Consider the following 15,836-nt stretch of genomic DNA (forward strand, 5'->3'; position numbering starts at 1 on the left):
CGGTGACAGGGAGCGCGCCTAAGCTTCCTGCTACGGACGCAACGACGTTCGCAATTGTTCTAGGGAGGAACTATGAACAAGCTGCTTCTCGCGGCGCTGGTAACCGGCGCCCTTTCCGCACCTGCTTTCGCCGCCGATTATACCATCATGGCGCCTGCCGGCCCTGGCGGCGGTTGGGACCAGACCGCCCGCACCATGCAGGATGCCCTGCAGAGCGAAGGCATTTCGGGCAATGTGCAGGTGACCAACGTTCCCGGCGCCGGCGGCACGATTGGCCTGGCCCAGTTCGCCACGCAGGAAAACGGCAATCCCAATGCCCTGATCGTTGGTGGCTATGTGATGGTTGGCGCCATCCTGACCAATATGTCGCCGGTGACGCTGGACAATGTTACCCCGATTGCGCGGCTGACCGGTGAGGCGGTGGCGCTCGTGGTGCCGGCGGCCTCGGATATTCAAAGCGTTGACGATCTGGTCGCCAAGCTCAAGGAAGATCCCGGTGCCGTCGCCTGGGCCGGCGGTTCGGCCGGTGGCGTCGACCACATTGCCGCCGGGCTCATTGCCAAGGCCATCGGCGTCGATCCGACCCAGGTCAACTACATCGCCTATTCGGGCGGTGGCGAGGCCCTTGCCGCCATTCTGGGCGGTCAGGTGACGGTCGGCGTCTCGGGCGTCAGTGAATTTGCTTCGCAGATCGAGGCGGGCGAGCTGCGTCTGCTGGCCGTCTCGACCGATACCCGAGTGCCCGGCTTTGATGCCCCGACCCTGATGGAAGAGGGCGTCGACGTGGCCGTGCAGAACTGGCGCATGGTTGCGGCGGCGCCCGGCATTACCGATGAGCAGAAAGCAGCCATCACCGCCGATATCAAGGCCATGGCCGAGTCGGAGACCTGGACCACCGCGCTTGAAACCAAGGGCTGGGTGAACACCTATCTCGACGGCGATGCCTTCGCCGCCCAGCTTGAAGCTGACAAGGCGGCGACCGAGGCCATCCTGAAAGATATCGGCCTGGTCCAATGACAACTGGCTCCTCCAGCCGCGAGCGCCGCCCCGATGGGGCGGCGCTTGTCATCGCCGCTATTCTCGCCGGCCTTGCCGTCGTCATTTTCTGGCAGACCAGCCAGATGCGCCTGCCCCCGCTGCAGCAGCGCGTCGGGCCCACCGTCTTTCCCTATGTGATCGCCAGCGGCCTTGTGCTCCTGGCCATAGGCACCGTGATTTCGGCCATGCGCGGCAGCTTTCCCGAGCGATCCAAGGACGATTACGCGCCGATTTTCTGGATCGTCGCCGGTCTTCTGGCGCAAATCCTGCTGCTCTCGACTGCAGGCTTTTCCATTGCCACGGGCGTACTCTTCGCCTTTACGGCCAGGGCCTTCGGGCGCGGGCCGCTCTGGCAGACCATTCCCATCGGCGCCGTCTTTGCCTTCGTGGTCTGGTTCATCTTCGCCAAGGGACTGCAATTGTCTCTGCCGGCCGGGGCCCTTGAGCGCCTGCTGACCACGGGGAGCTTCTGATGGGAACTTTCGATCTGCTCGCCCAGGGCCTCCTCGCCGCCCTGCAGGTGCACAACCTCATTTACGCGCTGATCGGGGTGACCCTGGGCACGGCCGTCGGCGTGCTGCCCGGCATCGGCCCGGCGCTGACCGTGGCGCTGCTCCTGCCCGTTACCTATAAGCTCGATCCGGCGGGGTCGCTGATCATGTTCGCCGGCATCTACTATGGCGGCATGTATGGCGGCTCGACCACCTCCATCCTGCTCAACACGCCGGGCGAAAGCGCCTCCATCGTGACCGCGCTCGAGGGCAACAAGATGGCCCGCCAGGGCAGGGGCGGACCGGCACTGGCCACCGCTGCCATCGGCTCCTTTGTGGCCGGTCTGCTGGCCACGCTGGGCTTGGCTTTCATCGCGCCCTTCGTGGTGAAGTTCGCCCTGTCCTTCGGGCCATGGGACTATTTCGCCCTGATGGTTCTGGCCTTTGTGACGGTTTCGGCGGCCTTCGGGGATTCCGCATTGCGCGGCCTGACGGCGCTGTTCATCGGTCTGGGCCTGGGGCTTATCGGCATTGATCTCCAGACCGGCCAAACCCGTTTGGCCTTTGGTGTCATGGACTTGCTCGATGGTATTGAAGTGACCACACTGGCGGTGGCCCTGTTCGCCATCGGCGAGACGCTCAAGACCGCATCGGACCGCGACCAGGCCAATACCGAGGTAACGGCGGTCAAAGGCTCGGTCTGGATGACCATTGAAGATTGGAAGCGGAGCTGGGCCTCCTGGCTGCGCGGCACCTTCATCGGCTTCCCCATCGGCGCCATGCCGGCGGGCGGCGCGGACGTGGCCAGCTTCCTCTCCTATAGCGCGGAAAAGAGCTTCTCCAAAAAGCCTGAAGAGTTCGGCAACGGCGCCATTGAGGGCGTGGCCGGACCCGAAGCGGCCAATAATGCCTCAGCGGCCGGCACTCTGGTGCCCCTGCTGACGCTGGGCCTGCCCACCACCGCCACGGCGGCCATCATGCTGGCTGGTTTCCAGCAATTCGGCCTGCAGCCGGGGCCATTGCTGTTCGCCAATAATGCGCCGCTGGTCTGGGCGCTGATCGCGAGCCTGCTGGTCGCCAATTTCATGCTGCTGGTGCTCAACCTGCCGCTGATCGGCCTCTGGGTGCGGCTGCTGACCATACCCAAGCACTGGCTCTATGCCGGTATCCTGACCTTCGCCACCCTGGGCACTTTGGGCGCCAATGGGGCCATGTCCATGGGCTTCGGGCCGGTGCGGATCAGCTTCGAACTGGTGCTGCTCTTGGCCTTTGGTGTGCTGGGCTATCTGCTCCGCCGTTTCGGCTATCCGATTGCGCCCGTCGTCGTGGGGCTGATTCTTGGACCCATGGCCGAACAGCAATTGCGCCGGGCGCTGGCCATCAGCCAAGGCGATATCGGTATCCTCTTCACCTCGCCGATCTCGATCACGCTCTATATAGTGGCGATCATTGCCGTTGGCGTGCCGCTGATCATGCGGTTGCGCGGGCAGGGCGGCGTGCTGGGGCAATTGGCGACAGACGAAGACTGAGCCGCAAACGCAAAACCGGCCCCGCCAAATGCTGCGAAAGGCATCGTGCGGGGCCGGGGTGGGGCCTAGCGGCTGAGTTTGCCCGAAGGCCGGGCGGGCGGCACTGGGTCGGGCGATCCGCCGCCGCTATCGGAGAGCGATTGCGGCGCCTCTTCGCGGCCCTTGAACTCGGAATTGATGTCCTGACAGAAATCGGTCGTGTTATCCGGATCGGTCAGGGCACATTCGGCCTTGTAATTGCCGCGGGTGTCGCATTCGAGCTCGTCCTCGCCATTGGGCAATTGATATTCGAAACAGATCAGGTCGTCATCGTCAGCCATCGCGACGCTCGGGGCGAGTGGCGTGAATGCAAGCAGGGCGGCCAGGGTTGCTGCTGTCGTGCTGATGGCGCGAAGGGTGTTGGGGGTCATGTCGATCTCCTCATTGGGCGGGCTGGGGCGCCCGGCTGGTTTGAATGAGGGCTACATGACCGTCCCGGTTTGAACTGGAACTGAGTCCGAGATTCAGTTTGAGTTCATGCCGTGTCGAAGGCGCAAAAAAAGCCCGGCTGCCAGGGAGGGAAACTGGCAGCCGGGCTTGTCATACCGGCGAGACAGACGCTGGGGCGTGCCGAGGGAGGAGGCGAAGCCCCGCGTCAACAGCTACTACGCTTGGAAGCGGAGCTTAAATCTTGCCGATGTTGCGGAACGCGACCGGGTCGATGCCCAGATTGTTCAGGTGCTTGGCCTTGGGCGCCCGTCCAGCTTCGACCGCCGCCGACACAGCAGCAGCGCTGCCGAACACGGTGGCAAAAGTGTCGAGGGTCGCAAAGAACTTGTTCTTGCGCGGGGTGCTCATTGTCCAATCCTTCCTGTCCGGTCTGGATCATCCCGACCGTTCCATGTCCCCTAGATGGACCTTACCCGACCCAACCGGTAGGGGTTGATTGGTCACCCCAGCTATGCACTGACGGAAAGTCTTCTCGCGCTGTCAAAAGGCCGTGCCGAAAACCGATGGCCAGCCAAAACGGTCACGGCTTGGGCGAGACGATTTCCTGCCAGGTGTCGAGAAAGCGTTGCCGTCGCAATGTGTCGAGCGCCACCAGAAGGCCAGGGCCGAGCGGGATCGGCTGGATGACGCCCCGCCCGCGCCCGGCAATGGCCTCGCTGGTCCAGTCGCCCGAGCCATTGGGCACGACCGAGCCCAGAGCGGTGGGACCGGAAGCCACCGCTTGTCCGGCGGGCGACAGGGCAAAATCGACAAAAGCCTTGGCCAACTCTGCATGGGGCGCATCCCTGGGGATCAGCATGGAGCGGGTGAGCACCAGCACATAATCGTCCGGCACGACGATTTCGATGGGTGCGCCCTCGGACTGACGGGCAAAGGCATAGGAGCCCAGTACATTGTAGCCCAGCGCCAGCGTGCCATCGGCCACGCCATTGAGAATGGCGGGGCTCGACCCAGAAAAGCGCGCATTGACCCGCCCGAAGGCATTGGCCAGGCGCCAGAAGGTGGATGAAATGGTCTGGTCCTGCGCCGCCAGCAGGTAACCCACGCCCGATAGGGCAATGTCGTAAGTTGCGATCTTGCCGCGAAACCGCTCGGTCTGGGTCTCGAGCAGCTCGGCCAGCGTGAGATGGGTGCGCGGCACCTCCGCATCGTCGATCAGGGCGCGATTATAGATGATGACGGCCGGCTCGAAGGTGAAGCCGAAGACCTCGTTTCGCCAATGCGCCCAATCGGGCAGGTCAGCCAGATAGGGGCTGTCATAGGCCAGGGCATGACCGTCATTGGCCAGCTTCAATTGCAGATCGGAGGCCGAACTGATGAGCAGGTCCGGCGGCGTTTCGAGCGTGCCGGCCAGGAAGTTCTCGAACAGGGGCAGCGAGTCCGTCTCCTCATAGGCGACGGTGACGTCGGCGTGCTGAGCCTGAAAGCTTTCCACGAAATGCGCGAAAAGCGGCGTGTCGGTGACGCCCAGAATATTGAGCACGATATCGGAGGAGCCATCGCGGGCCGGATAGATGGTCGTGGCCGCATCGACCGGGGCCGGGGCCAGCAGCAATGCTCCACCAAGCGCAATAGCGGCGATCATGCCCGGCGGCGCAATGGCGCCACGGCGCGAAAGGGGCAGAGTAATGGCAACTGTCAGGCCGCCTCCCTCGCGGTCGAGCAGGGTCAGACGGCCCTTATGGGCCTGGGCGACCCGGGCGACGATGGACAGGCCGAGCCCTGAGCCCACTATGCCATTGCTGCTCTGGCCCCGCTTGAACCGCTCCAGAACGCTCGGTTTTTCGGCATCGGCAATGCCGGGGCCGCGATCGCTGATCCTGATGAGCAATCGATCACCCTCGATCTGGCCCAGAATGTCGACGCGGCCTTGCGAATAGATCAGGGCATTGTCGACCACATTGCGCATCATTTCGCGCAGCGCCACGCGGTCGCCGCGCAAGGGCGCCTCGGCGGCGGCGGGGGCGAGGTCAATCTGCAATCTTTGCGCCTGATCGGGGTCCAGGCGCTGGCGTACATCTTCGATCACCGAGGCCAGAGTCGTGGTCTCGATCTCGCTATTCTCCATGCGATGGGAAATGGTCGCCTCCATCAGCAATTGGCTGACCAACTGGCTCGCCTGCACAGCGCCGGTATGGATGCGGTCAATGCGCCGCCTCAAGGCCTCGGGGTCCTGCTCGTCCATGGCAACCTCGGCTTGCGCGCGCAGCGAAGCCAGTGGCGTGCGCACTTCATGCGCGGCCTCGGCCACCAACCCGCTGACCCGCTCCATGGCCTTTTGCAGACGTGCCATGAAGCCATTGAGCGCGGAAACCAGATGCGCAACCTCGTTGGGCACCGGCACTGTAATGGCCGACAGATCGTCGGGCGGGCGGGCGCGCAATTCATGTTCGAGCTGGGTCAGGGGCGCAAACATGCGCGAAATGCCGAACCAGACCAGGCCAATGGCCAATAGCGTCAACGCCAGGACCGGAAGCACGGCATTGGACAGGATCTCATTGGCCAGCGCCTCGCGCTGATTCTGCGTTTCGGCGACATGGATGGTGACCCAGCCGGTATCGCTCGGCGTCGAAATCAGGCGCCCGACACTGGCGACACGAATTGTCTCGCCGCGATAGCGCATATCTGCAAAGGCCGGTTCCGCCGAGACCGTCTCGCCCATCTGCGCGGCCAGGTCCTCATAGCCGGTCACGGTGCGCGCATCGGGATCTTCGACCGCGTAGAAGACCCGGTCCTGCCCGGAGAACATGGCGAAGGCGGCGAAGGGAATTTCCACCACCACCGCCTCGTTTTCCACCTGCACGGCTCCGGCAATCGTCAGGGCAGAGGCGGCCAGCAGGCGGTCAAAGGCCCGGTCCGAAGCACGTTCGGCATAGTCGCGGATGAAAATGATCAGCACCACAGAGGCGGCGAGCAAGAGGGCCACGGCCAGCGCGAAAATGCGCCGGCGGATGGAGAAGGGTTTTGTGCCGGTCCTGATCACCGATATCTACTCTTGGACCCGCGCGACATAGCCCACGCCCCGCACCGTGCCGATCTCGATATTGGCGTGTTCGAGCTTCTTGCGCAGGCGCGAGATGTGCAGTTCCAGTGCATTGACCGAGACATTCTCGTCGAAATTGAAGAGCTGGTTCATCAGCCTCTCCTTGGCGACGACCTTGCCGGCATGGGCGACCAGGATTTCGAGCAGCCGAAATTCGCGGCGACCCAGCTCCAGCGTCTTGCCGGCGACCGAGGCATTGAGCCCAGCCAGATCCAGTTCGAGATTGCCCACCGAAACAGTGCTCGATGCCTGCCCGCCCGTGCGGCGCAAAAGCGCGCGCAGCCGGGCCTCCAGTTCACGCAAGTCGAAGGGTTTGACCAGATAGTCGTCGGCGCCCAGATCGAGCAGGCTGACCTTGTCGTCGATTTCCGAACGCGCGGTCATGACCAGGATCGGCGCATTGAACTTTTGTCTGCGCAGCGCGGCGATCAGGCTGATGCCATCGCGATTGGGCAACATCAGATCGAGCGCGACAGCGTCGAACGGCTCGGCTTCAGCGGCCGGCAGCACGTCGTCGCCATCCCGGACCCACTCGACCGAATGTCCCGCCGAGCGCAGCCGCTTCTCGATGGCCTCGCCCAGATCGTCATTGTCCTCTACCAGCAATATGCGCATGCGTCCTCCCTCAAGAGGGGACAGTAATGCATCGGCGGCTAAAGTGGGACTTGGAAATGAGCAGAATGAACAATGCCGGAACGGCGCGCATACAGGCTCTTGTTAGGGGGCTTTCGGCATAGCGCGATGATCAGGAACGGACGGTCATGCCGCGCAGCGCGGAGACAAGGGCCAATCCATGATCGCGATAGACCTGCCAGAACGTCAGCCCCTTGGGCTCGGGAAAATCGGCCAGGAGGCGTTCGGCCAACTGTTTGGCTTCGCGCACGATGCGGCGCTCGGTCAGATCCTGTCCTGCATTGGGAACACGCATGCCCCAGCCTCCTATGGTTGACAAAACCTTAACGAAGGCGGGCGGGGATGTCCCGCGGCAAGTGTCCAAATGGTTTACGGCGGAGGGGGAGGACAATGGCGGGCGAGCCGCGCCGGACCGGCAGGGCTAACCCAGTGTTCCGGCCCGCAATCCATGCACACCAGGTATGGTGTCGTGGCATGGGGTCCTGAACACAGCATGTGGATAGCGGTGGATTTCTTTCGCACTGTCGCAAAGGTGACAAAAATTCTGCGCTTGACAGTTTTGGCGCCGGGAAAGAATCGGGAATTTCCCCTATGGTGAATGCGCCGTTAAGCGCGGTTTTCGGCCGCCGAACAGTGAGATTTTCCGTGGCTTTAGCGGCGGAATCTAGCGCAATTCAGAGCCTGGTTTAGGCGCGTGAAGCAGCGATCAAATCGGCGTCCCAACAGCGCTGTTTTGCTTGATATTTGTCCCCATAATCCACATATTACCCATACCATCCCTTGTTTGAATGAAGGGGTGGGGCACTAGGTGTTGTGATTTTCTAGCGTTGACGCAACCGATGAATCGAGGGAACCTGATCCTCGGTTCGGCGCTTGGTTTCAAGCTTCGGACAAGCCCTCGGAACAAGCACCGGCGACATGACCGATGCAGGGCCGGGGCACGGGGCAAGTTCTTGGGTCCGCCCTCCCGCGGGCCCGGGGTTGGTAACAGCGTCAACGACAGACCGGACGAAGCCGGATTACGGCAGGCGGGCGCGTGCGCGCTCGTGACTTGGGGATGACTGAAGCGATGGTTCGCGCGTTTATCTTTGAAGCGATGCCAGAGCGGCCCTTTGCGGGGCCGGGTCGTGTCCACGCCAGTAGGCCTGCCTTGCACCCAAACGTCCACCAGCGGATGGCGCAAGCCCTCCGTGCAATATCAGTCCTGTGAGGATTACGATGAGCATCACCGTCTACAGCAAGCCCGCCTGCGTCCAGTGCACCGCCACCACCCGTGCGCTCGACCGCAAGGGTCTCGACTATACCGTTGTCGACATCTCCGCCGACGCCGACGCCTATGCGCGCGTTGAAGAGATGGGCTATCGTCAGGTTCCCGTGGTCGTGGCCGGTGATATGCACTGGGCCGGCTTCCGCCCCGACATGATCGGCAACCTCGCCTGATTTTGGGAAGGGCCCGGACATGAGCGGCCTCGTCTATTACTCCAGCACCTCGGAAAACACCCACCGCTTCGTTGAGAAGCTGGGTGTGGGCGGGGTCCGCCTGCCGGTGGACGCTGCGAGCGAGCCGCCGGTCGTGAACGAGCCCTTTGTTCTGGTCTTGCCCACCTATGGCGGCGGGGAAGACAAGGGGGCCGTGCCCAAGCCGGTCATCCGCTTTCTCAATGTCGCGCATAATCGCGCACTCATCCGCGGCGTCATCGCCGCGGGAAACACCAATTTTGGCACGGGCTATTGCATTGCCGGCGACATTGTCAGCCAGAAATGCGCCGTGCCGCTTCTCTACCGCTTCGAGCTGCTCGGAACGGAAGAGGATGTCGCCAATGTCAGACAGGGACTGGAACGGTTTTGGACACGCTCACACTAGACCGCACCGAAGAACGGCCGGCCGGTAAGTCTTCGCAGGATAAGCACGAGCCGGCGCTGGATTACCACGCGCTCAATGCCATGCTCAATCTCTATGATGAGCAGGGCAAAATCCAGTTCGACAAGGACCGGCAGGCGGCGCACCAATATTTCCTGCAGCATGTGAACCAGAACACGGTGTTCTTTCACAATCTGCGCGAGAAGCTGACCTATCTCGTCGAAGAAGGCTATTACGAGCAGGACGTGCTCGATCAATATAGCTTCAACTTCGTGCGCGATCTTTATGATTACGCCTATGACAAGAAGTTCCGCTTCCCCACCTTCCTGGGTGCGTTCAAATATTACACCAGCTACACCCTCAAAACCTTTGACGGGAAACGCTATCTCGAGCGCTATGAAGACCGCGTCTGCATGGTCGCCCTGTCCCTGGCGCGCGGTGACGAAGTCCTGGCCAAAGGTCTGGTCGACGAAATCATTTCCGGCCGCTTCCAGCCCGCCACCCCGACATTCCTCAATGCCGGCAAGAAGCAGCGCGGCGAACTCGTCTCGTGCTTCCTGCTGCGCGTCGAAGACAATATGGAATCCATCGGCCGGGCCATCAATTCGGCGCTGCAGCTTTCCAAGCGCGGCGGCGGCGTGGCGCTGAGCCTGACCAATATTCGCGAGATGGGCGCTCCCATCAAGCAGATCGAGAACCAGTCCTCGGGTGTTTTGCCGGTGATGAAGCTGCTTGAAGACAGCTTCTCCTATGCCAACCAGCTTGGCGCGCGCCAGGGTGCCGGCGCGGTCTATCTGCACGCCCACCACCCCGACATTATGCGCTTCCTCGACACCAAGCGCGAAAATGCCGACGAGAAAATCCGCATTAAGACGCTTTCGCTCGGCGTGGTGATCCCCGACATCACCTTTGAACTCGCCCGCGAAAACGAGGACATGTACCTGTTCTCGCCCTATGACGTGGAGCGCGTCTATGGCGTGCCGATGACCGAGATTTCGGTCACCGAAAAGTACCGCGAAATGGTCGAGGACAAGCGCATCAAGAAGAAAAAGATCAAGGCGCGCGAATTCTTCCAGATCATCGCCGAGATCCAGTTCGAGAGCGGCTATCCCTACATCATGTTCGAGGACACGGTGAACCGGGCCAATCCGATTGACGGCCGCATCACCATGTCCAATCTCTGCTCGGAAATTCTGCAGGTCAGCGACGCCTCGATCTACAACGAGGACCTGAGCTACGAGCATATGGGCAAGGATATTTCCTGTAATCTGGGCTCGCTCAACATTGCCAATGCGATGGACAGCGCCGATTTCGGCAAGACCATCGAAACCTCAATCCGAGCGCTGACCGCTGTTTCGGACATGAGCAATATCTCGTCCGTGCCCTCCATCGCCAAGGGCAATGCCGAAAGCCACGCCATTGGCCTGGGGCAGATGAACCTGCACGGTTATCTGGCCCGCGAACGCATCTTCTACGGCTCGGAAGAAGGCGTCGACTTCACCAATATGTATTTCTACACGGTGACCTATCACGCCCTGCGCGCCTCGAACCTGATCGCCACCGAGCGCGGCGAGACCTTCAAGAATTTCGGCAAGTCGAAATATGCCGATGGCAGCTATTTCGACAAATATACCGATAAGGAATGGACCCCGGCGACCGCTCGCGTAGCCGAGCTGTTCGAAAAGGCCGGCATTCACATTCCGAACCAGGAAGACTGGAAGGATCTGAAGGCCAAGGTCATGATGACCGGCCTTTACAACCAGAACCTGCAGGCCGTGCCGCCGACCGGTTCGATCTCCTATATCAACCACTCGACCTCCTCGATCCACCCGATCGTCTCCAAGATCGAGATCCGCAAGGAAGGCAAGATTGGCCGCGTCTATTACCCGGCGGCCTTCATGACCAATGACAATCTGGAATATTACCAGGATGCCTATGAGATTGGTCCCGAAAAGATCATCGACACCTATGCGGCGGCGACCCAGCACGTCGACCAGGGCCTGTCGCTGACCCTGTTCTTCCGCGATACCGCGACCACCCGCGATATCAACAAGGCGCAGATCTACGCCTGGAAGAAGGGCATCAAGACCATCTACTACATCCGCCTCCGCCAGCTTGCCCTTGAAGGAACCGAGGTTCAGGGCTGTGTCTCCTGCGCGCTCTGAGAAAAAGGCACCCAAACCGATGAATATGCACGCCAAAACGGTCAGTCGCGTCCGCGCCATCAACTGGAACCGCATCCAGGACGACAAGGACCTCGAGGTCTGGAACCGACTGACCTCTAATTTCTGGCTGCCCGAAAAGGTGCCGCTCAGCAACGACATCCCGTCCTGGGCGACGCTGAAGCCGGAAGAGCAGCAACTGACCATCCGCGTCTTCACCGGGCTGACCCTACTCGACACCATCCAGAATGGTGTCGGCGCGGTGCGGCTGATGGCCGATGCGCAGACCCCGCATGAAGAAGCGGTGCTCTCCAACATCTCCTTCATGGAAGCGGTGCATGCCCGCTCCTATTCCTCTATCTTCTCGACCCTGTGCCTGACGCCGGACGTGGACGATGCCTATCGTTGGAGTGAGGAAAACGAGTTCCTGCAGCGCAAGGCGCAGCTCATTCTCGCCCAATATGAGAGCGGGGATTCGCTGAAAAAGAAGATCGCCTCGACCTTCCTTGAAAGCTTCCTGTTCTATTCTGGCTTCTACCTGCCCATGTATTGGTCGAGCCGCGCCAAGCTGACCAATACCGCCGACCTCATCCGCCTCATCATCCGCGACGAGGCCGTGCATGGCTATTATATCGGCTATAAGTTCCAGCGTGAGCTGGAGCGCTTAAGCGACGCCCGCAAGCAGGAAATCAAGGACTTCGCCTTCGACTTCCTGTTCGAGCTTTACGAAAACGAAGCGCGCTATACCGAAGAGCTTTATGACGGCGTCGGCCTTTCCGAGGACGTCAAGAAGTTCCTCCACTACAATGCCAACAAGGCGCTGATGAATCTGGGCTACGAAGCCCTGTTCCCGCCCGAGGCCTGCAAGGTCAACGCGGCCATCCTCTCCGCCCTCTCGCCCAATGCCGACGAGAACCACGACTTCTTCTCCGGCTCAGGCTCGAGCTACGTCATCGGCAAGGCGATTGCCACAGAGGACGAAGACTGGGATTTTTGAGGCAATCGCGTCTAGGAGCGCCAGATGAGCCAGACGGCATGGAGTAACATCGGCATACTTAGCTCAATTGCATACGTGTGTGGCTATTGTAACAACACAGTTGCTACTGATCGGGGCTATCAAAGTGGGCAAAAGATCGAAGGAAACATAGCGAAGATTCTTGTTTGCCCTCATTGCTTCAAGCCGACGTTTCTTCATGGTAATGTTCCGACGCCGGGTTTATCTCCGGGTAGACCGGTGCAAAATGTGCCGCCGCTTCTGCACGATCTTTACGACGAAGCGCGGCGATGTAGCAGCGTGTCTGCATATACTGCGGCGGTCCTAGCCTGCAGGAAGCTGTTAATGAACATCGCAGTGACCAACGGCGCCAAAGAAGGTCAGCCATTTGTGTCATATGTGCAGTACCTTGCGGACAACCACTATGTGCCGCCGAATGGCAGGGCCTGGGTCGATCACATTCGCAAGAAAGGAAACGAGGCCACCCACGAGATTTCGCCCATGGGCAAGGGTGACGCGGAAGAACTAATCACATTCGCCGAGATGCTCCTCAAGTTTATCTACGAGTTTCCTGCCCGGGTTCCCCCTGCAGTAGCGGCGGCGGAGGCATCAGCCTGAGAAGATTCCGCAAAGGGCGCCGCGAGGCGCCCTTTTTTGTTGGCTCCCGGGCTCCCGAATTTCCTTCTCCCTCAAGGGGAGAAGGTGCCCGAAAGGCGGATGAGGGGCCCACGACATAGTGGCCGGCATCGATAGCTCGGAGAGAACCCCTCACCCTGGATTTCTGCTGAACGCAGAAATCCTGTCCCTTTCCCTCAAGGGGCGAGGGCTGACGAGGGAACGTGACGATAAACATCGAACCAGGATATAAAGAAATCTTTATATCCCTGTTGACACGCCATCCCCCCTCCGCCATCCTGCACAGGTCCATGGTCCCCGCGAGGGGATAACAGGGAATGCCGGTGCGGGGCGCAAAACCCCAAGTCCGGAGCTGCCCCCGCAACTGTTGGCGGAGACGGGTGTTCATTGTCCCACTGGCCCATCCCGGCCGGGAAGGGGAATGCCCGGCTCGATCCGCGAGCCAGGAGACCTACCATGGGCGTGAATATCCATTGTCAGCCGATCGGGTGGATCGGCCGGAGGACACGACCATGACGATCCGTCACCACTTCCGAATGCGACGCTGCTAAGCGGTCTTTTTTGACCCCAACCCAGCCCTGATCCGCCCGCGCTGACGCCAGCGCCGGGCCTGTCTTTTTTCGCCACGCGTCCGGCCGCACCGTCTTGTCGACGGGCGATCCCGAGCGCCTATTCGCAAACGGAATTTTCCATGACCCGCTCAGCCAATCTCGGCTTTCCCCGCATCGGCCTTCATCGCGAACTCAAAAAGGCCCTCGAAGCCTTCTGGAAGGGAGAGAGCGGTGCTGCCGCGCTCCACGCGACCGCGGCCCAGCTCCGCGCCCGCCACTGGGGCCTGCAGCACGAGGCCGGGATCGAGGTGATCCCCTCCAACGACTTTTCGCTCTACGACCATGTGCTTGATACAGCGGTGCTGGTCGGCGCTATCCCGCCGCGCTTCGCCACAATTGCCGATGCCGACACCCGCTATTTCGCCATGGCCCGCGGCACCGATGCGGCGCCGGCCATGGAGATGACCAAATGGTTCGACACCAATTATCACTTCATCGTCCCCGAACTTTATCGCGATCAGCGCTTTGCACTCGACGCCAGCAAGCCGCTCGACCAGTTCCGCGAGGCGAAGGCCTTGGGGATAAAGACACGGCCGGTGATCCTCGGGCCGGTGACATTCCTCAGCCTCGCCAAAGCCAAGGATGGCGGGTTCGATCCGCTCGACCGGCTCGAGCCACTGCTGCCGGTCTATGAGGCGCTATTGGCCCAACTCGCGGCAGAAGGGGCAGACTGGGTGCAGGTGGATGAACCGGCGCTGGTGCTCGACCTCAGCGACAGGCAGAAGGCCGCCTTCGAAACAGCCTATGCCCGGCTCGGCAAAGCCGGTCCCAAAATCCTGCTGACCACCTATTTCGGCGATCTGCGCGACAATACCGAACTGGCGGCCAATCTGCCGGTGGCGGGGCTCCATATCGATCTGGTACGTGCGCCGGGCCAGCTCGATGGCGTGTTGGAAACCTTGCCTGCGGACAGGACACTCTCCATCGGCGTGGTCGATGGTCGCAACATCTGGCGCACCGATCTCGACGCGGCCTTTGCCTTGGTCAGCAAGGCCTGGGACCATGTCGGTCCGGACCGGCTCGAAGTCGCGCCCTCCTGTTCTTTGCTACATAGCCCGGTCGATCTTGAGGCGGAAACGGCGCTGGACGCGGAATTGAAAAGCTGGCTGGCCTTTGCCCGGCAGAAACTCGAAGAGGTCTCCGCGCTCACCCTGGCCCAGAAGCGGGGCAGGGGCGCGGCCAAAGCCACCTTCGAAGCCAGCGCCGTGGCCGTTGCGGCGCACAGGGCCTCGCCGCGCATTCATAAGCCCGCCCTCAAGGCGCGCGCCGCCGAGGCGATCCCGCTCGAGCGCGCTTCGCCCTTCGCCGTCCGCCGCGACCGGCAAAAGGCCCGGTTCGATCTGCCGGCCTATCCGACCACCACCATCGGTTCCTTCCCGCAAACGGGCGAGGTGCGCCAGGCGCGTGCCGCCTTCAAGAAAGGGCAGCTCGACCAAGCCGGCTATGACAGCTTCCTGGAACAGGAAACCGAAAGAGCCGTTCGCATTCAGGAGGCTCTGGGACTCGATGTGCTGGTGCATGGCGAATTCGAGCGCAATGACATGGTGGAATATTTCGGCGAACAGCTCGATGGCTTCGCCTTCACCAAAAACGGTTGGGTGCAATCCTATGGGTCGCGCTGCGTCAAGCCGCCACTCATCTACGGTGATGTTTCGCGCCCCGCACCGATGACAGTCCGCTGGTCGGCCTTTGCTGCTTCACTGACCGATAGGCATATGAAAGGCATGCTGACCGGACCGGTCACCATCCTGCAATGGAGCTTTGTGCGCGTCGATCAGCCCCGATCGGAAACCTGTCGCCAGATTGGCCTCGCCATCCGAGACGAGGTGCTGGACCTCGAAAAGGCGGGCATCGGCATCATCCAGATCGACGAACCGGCGCTGCGCGAAGGCCTGCCGCTGCGCCGGGCCGATTGGAACGCTTATCTCCGCTGGGCCGTGGATTGCTTCCGCCTTTCGGCTTCGGGCGTGGCCGACGACACGCAGATCCACACCCATATGTGCTATGCCGAGTTCAACGACATCATGCCTGCCATCGCCGAGATGGATGCCGACGTGATCTCGATTGAAACCTCGCGCTCGGACATGGAACTGCTCGAAGCCTTCGGCACGTTCAACTATCCCAACGACATCGGCCCCGGCGTCTGGGATATCCATGCACCCCGCGTCCCCGGCCGGGAGGACATGGAAGCCCTGCTGCGCAAGGCCGCTCGGGCCATTCCGCCCGACCAGCTCTGGGTCAACCCCGATTGCGGCCTCAAGACCCGCGCCTGGCCCGAGGTGAAGGCGTCACTGAAAAATCTCGTTGCAGCTGCAAAAGCGCTGCGGAACAGGGCCGCGACCGTCTGAC

General features: G+C 61.5%; 14 protein-coding genes and 1 riboswitch. Of the genes, 9 read left to right on the top strand and 5 right to left on the bottom strand.

Annotated elements, in window-relative coordinates:
- Positions 1-72: 72 nt before the first annotated feature.
- The 3 genes from V8Z65_RS05535 to V8Z65_RS05545 are packed head-to-tail and all read left to right on the top strand — an operon-like array spanning position 73 to position 3,058.
- A complete protein-coding gene (locus tag V8Z65_RS05535) occupies positions 73-1,017 on the top strand; it encodes a tripartite tricarboxylate transporter substrate binding protein (protein ID WP_338723071.1) in 945 nt (314 codons plus the stop codon).
- Positions 1,014-1,511, top strand: a complete 498-nt coding sequence (locus tag V8Z65_RS05540) for a tripartite tricarboxylate transporter TctB family protein (protein WP_338723072.1) — start codon at positions 1,014-1,016, stop codon at positions 1,509-1,511. The genes V8Z65_RS05535 and V8Z65_RS05540 overlap by 4 nt, the downstream gene beginning before the upstream one ends.
- Positions 1,511-3,058: a tripartite tricarboxylate transporter permease gene (locus V8Z65_RS05545; protein ID WP_338723073.1), complete on the top strand. Its 1,548-nt coding sequence runs from the start codon at positions 1,511-1,513 to the stop codon at positions 3,056-3,058. The genes V8Z65_RS05540 and V8Z65_RS05545 overlap by 1 nt, the downstream gene beginning before the upstream one ends.
- A 65-nt stretch (positions 3,059-3,123) precedes the next feature.
- On the opposite strand, the gene V8Z65_RS05550 is transcribed toward V8Z65_RS05545, so the two are convergent.
- The 5 genes from V8Z65_RS05550 to V8Z65_RS05570 all read right to left on the bottom strand — a co-directional run bounded on the left by V8Z65_RS05550 (position 3,124) and on the right by V8Z65_RS05570 (position 7,518).
- A complete protein-coding gene (locus V8Z65_RS05550) occupies positions 3,124-3,468 on the bottom strand; it encodes a hypothetical protein (RefSeq protein WP_338723075.1) in 345 nt (114 codons plus the stop codon).
- Positions 3,469-3,721: 253 nt separating this feature from the next.
- Entirely contained in the window at positions 3,722-3,895 is a 174-nt protein-coding gene (locus V8Z65_RS05555) for a hypothetical protein (RefSeq protein ID WP_338723077.1), read from the bottom strand.
- Positions 3,896-4,067: 172 nt separating this feature from the next.
- Complete coding sequence (locus V8Z65_RS05560; RefSeq protein WP_338723078.1) at positions 4,068-6,530, bottom strand: extracellular solute-binding protein; 2,463 nt, start codon at positions 6,528-6,530, stop codon at positions 4,068-4,070.
- A gap of 6 nt (positions 6,531-6,536) precedes the next feature.
- Positions 6,537-7,205, bottom strand: coding sequence for a response regulator transcription factor (locus V8Z65_RS05565; RefSeq protein WP_338723079.1), 669 nt, complete (start codon positions 7,203-7,205; stop codon positions 6,537-6,539).
- A gap of 130 nt (positions 7,206-7,335) precedes the next feature.
- Positions 7,336-7,518, bottom strand: coding sequence for a hypothetical protein (locus V8Z65_RS05570; RefSeq protein ID WP_338723080.1), 183 nt, complete (start codon positions 7,516-7,518; stop codon positions 7,336-7,338).
- A 923-nt stretch (positions 7,519-8,441) separates the two neighbouring features.
- Here V8Z65_RS05570 and nrdH point away from each other — a divergent pair.
- The 6 genes from nrdH (at position 8,442) to metE (ending at position 15,835) form a co-directional block, all read left to right on the top strand.
- On the top strand, positions 8,442-8,663 hold the full coding sequence (nrdH, locus tag V8Z65_RS05575) for a glutaredoxin-like protein NrdH (RefSeq protein ID WP_338723081.1): 222 nt from the start codon (positions 8,442-8,444) through the stop codon (positions 8,661-8,663).
- A 19-nt stretch (positions 8,664-8,682) separates the two neighbouring features.
- Entirely contained in the window at positions 8,683-9,087 is a 405-nt protein-coding gene (gene nrdI, locus V8Z65_RS05580; RefSeq protein WP_338723082.1) for a class Ib ribonucleoside-diphosphate reductase assembly flavoprotein NrdI, read from the top strand.
- Positions 8,985-11,249, top strand: a complete 2,265-nt coding sequence (nrdE, locus tag V8Z65_RS05585) for a class 1b ribonucleoside-diphosphate reductase subunit alpha (RefSeq protein WP_338723083.1) — start codon at positions 8,985-8,987, stop codon at positions 11,247-11,249. The genes nrdI and nrdE overlap by 103 nt, the downstream gene beginning before the upstream one ends.
- A gap of 19 nt (positions 11,250-11,268) precedes the next feature.
- Positions 11,269-12,243 (top strand): class 1b ribonucleoside-diphosphate reductase subunit beta, encoded by a 975-nt coding sequence (nrdF, locus tag V8Z65_RS05590; RefSeq protein ID WP_338723084.1) that lies wholly within the window; start codon positions 11,269-11,271, stop codon positions 12,241-12,243.
- Positions 12,244-12,267: 24 nt separating this feature from the next.
- Positions 12,268-12,858, top strand: a complete 591-nt coding sequence (locus V8Z65_RS05595) for a DUF4145 domain-containing protein (protein ID WP_338723085.1) — start codon at positions 12,268-12,270, stop codon at positions 12,856-12,858.
- A gap of 292 nt (positions 12,859-13,150) precedes the next feature.
- A riboswitch (cobalamin riboswitch) is annotated at positions 13,151-13,350 on the top strand.
- A gap of 217 nt (positions 13,351-13,567) precedes the next feature.
- Complete coding sequence (metE, locus tag V8Z65_RS05600) at positions 13,568-15,835, top strand: 5-methyltetrahydropteroyltriglutamate--homocysteine S-methyltransferase (RefSeq protein ID WP_338723086.1); 2,268 nt, start codon at positions 13,568-13,570, stop codon at positions 15,833-15,835.
- The last annotated feature ends 1 nt before the right edge of the window (position 15,836 follow it).

The organism is Devosia sp. XK-2 (genome assembly GCF_037113415.1).
In the GTDB taxonomy this organism is placed as follows: domain Bacteria; phylum Pseudomonadota; class Alphaproteobacteria; order Rhizobiales; family Devosiaceae; genus Devosia.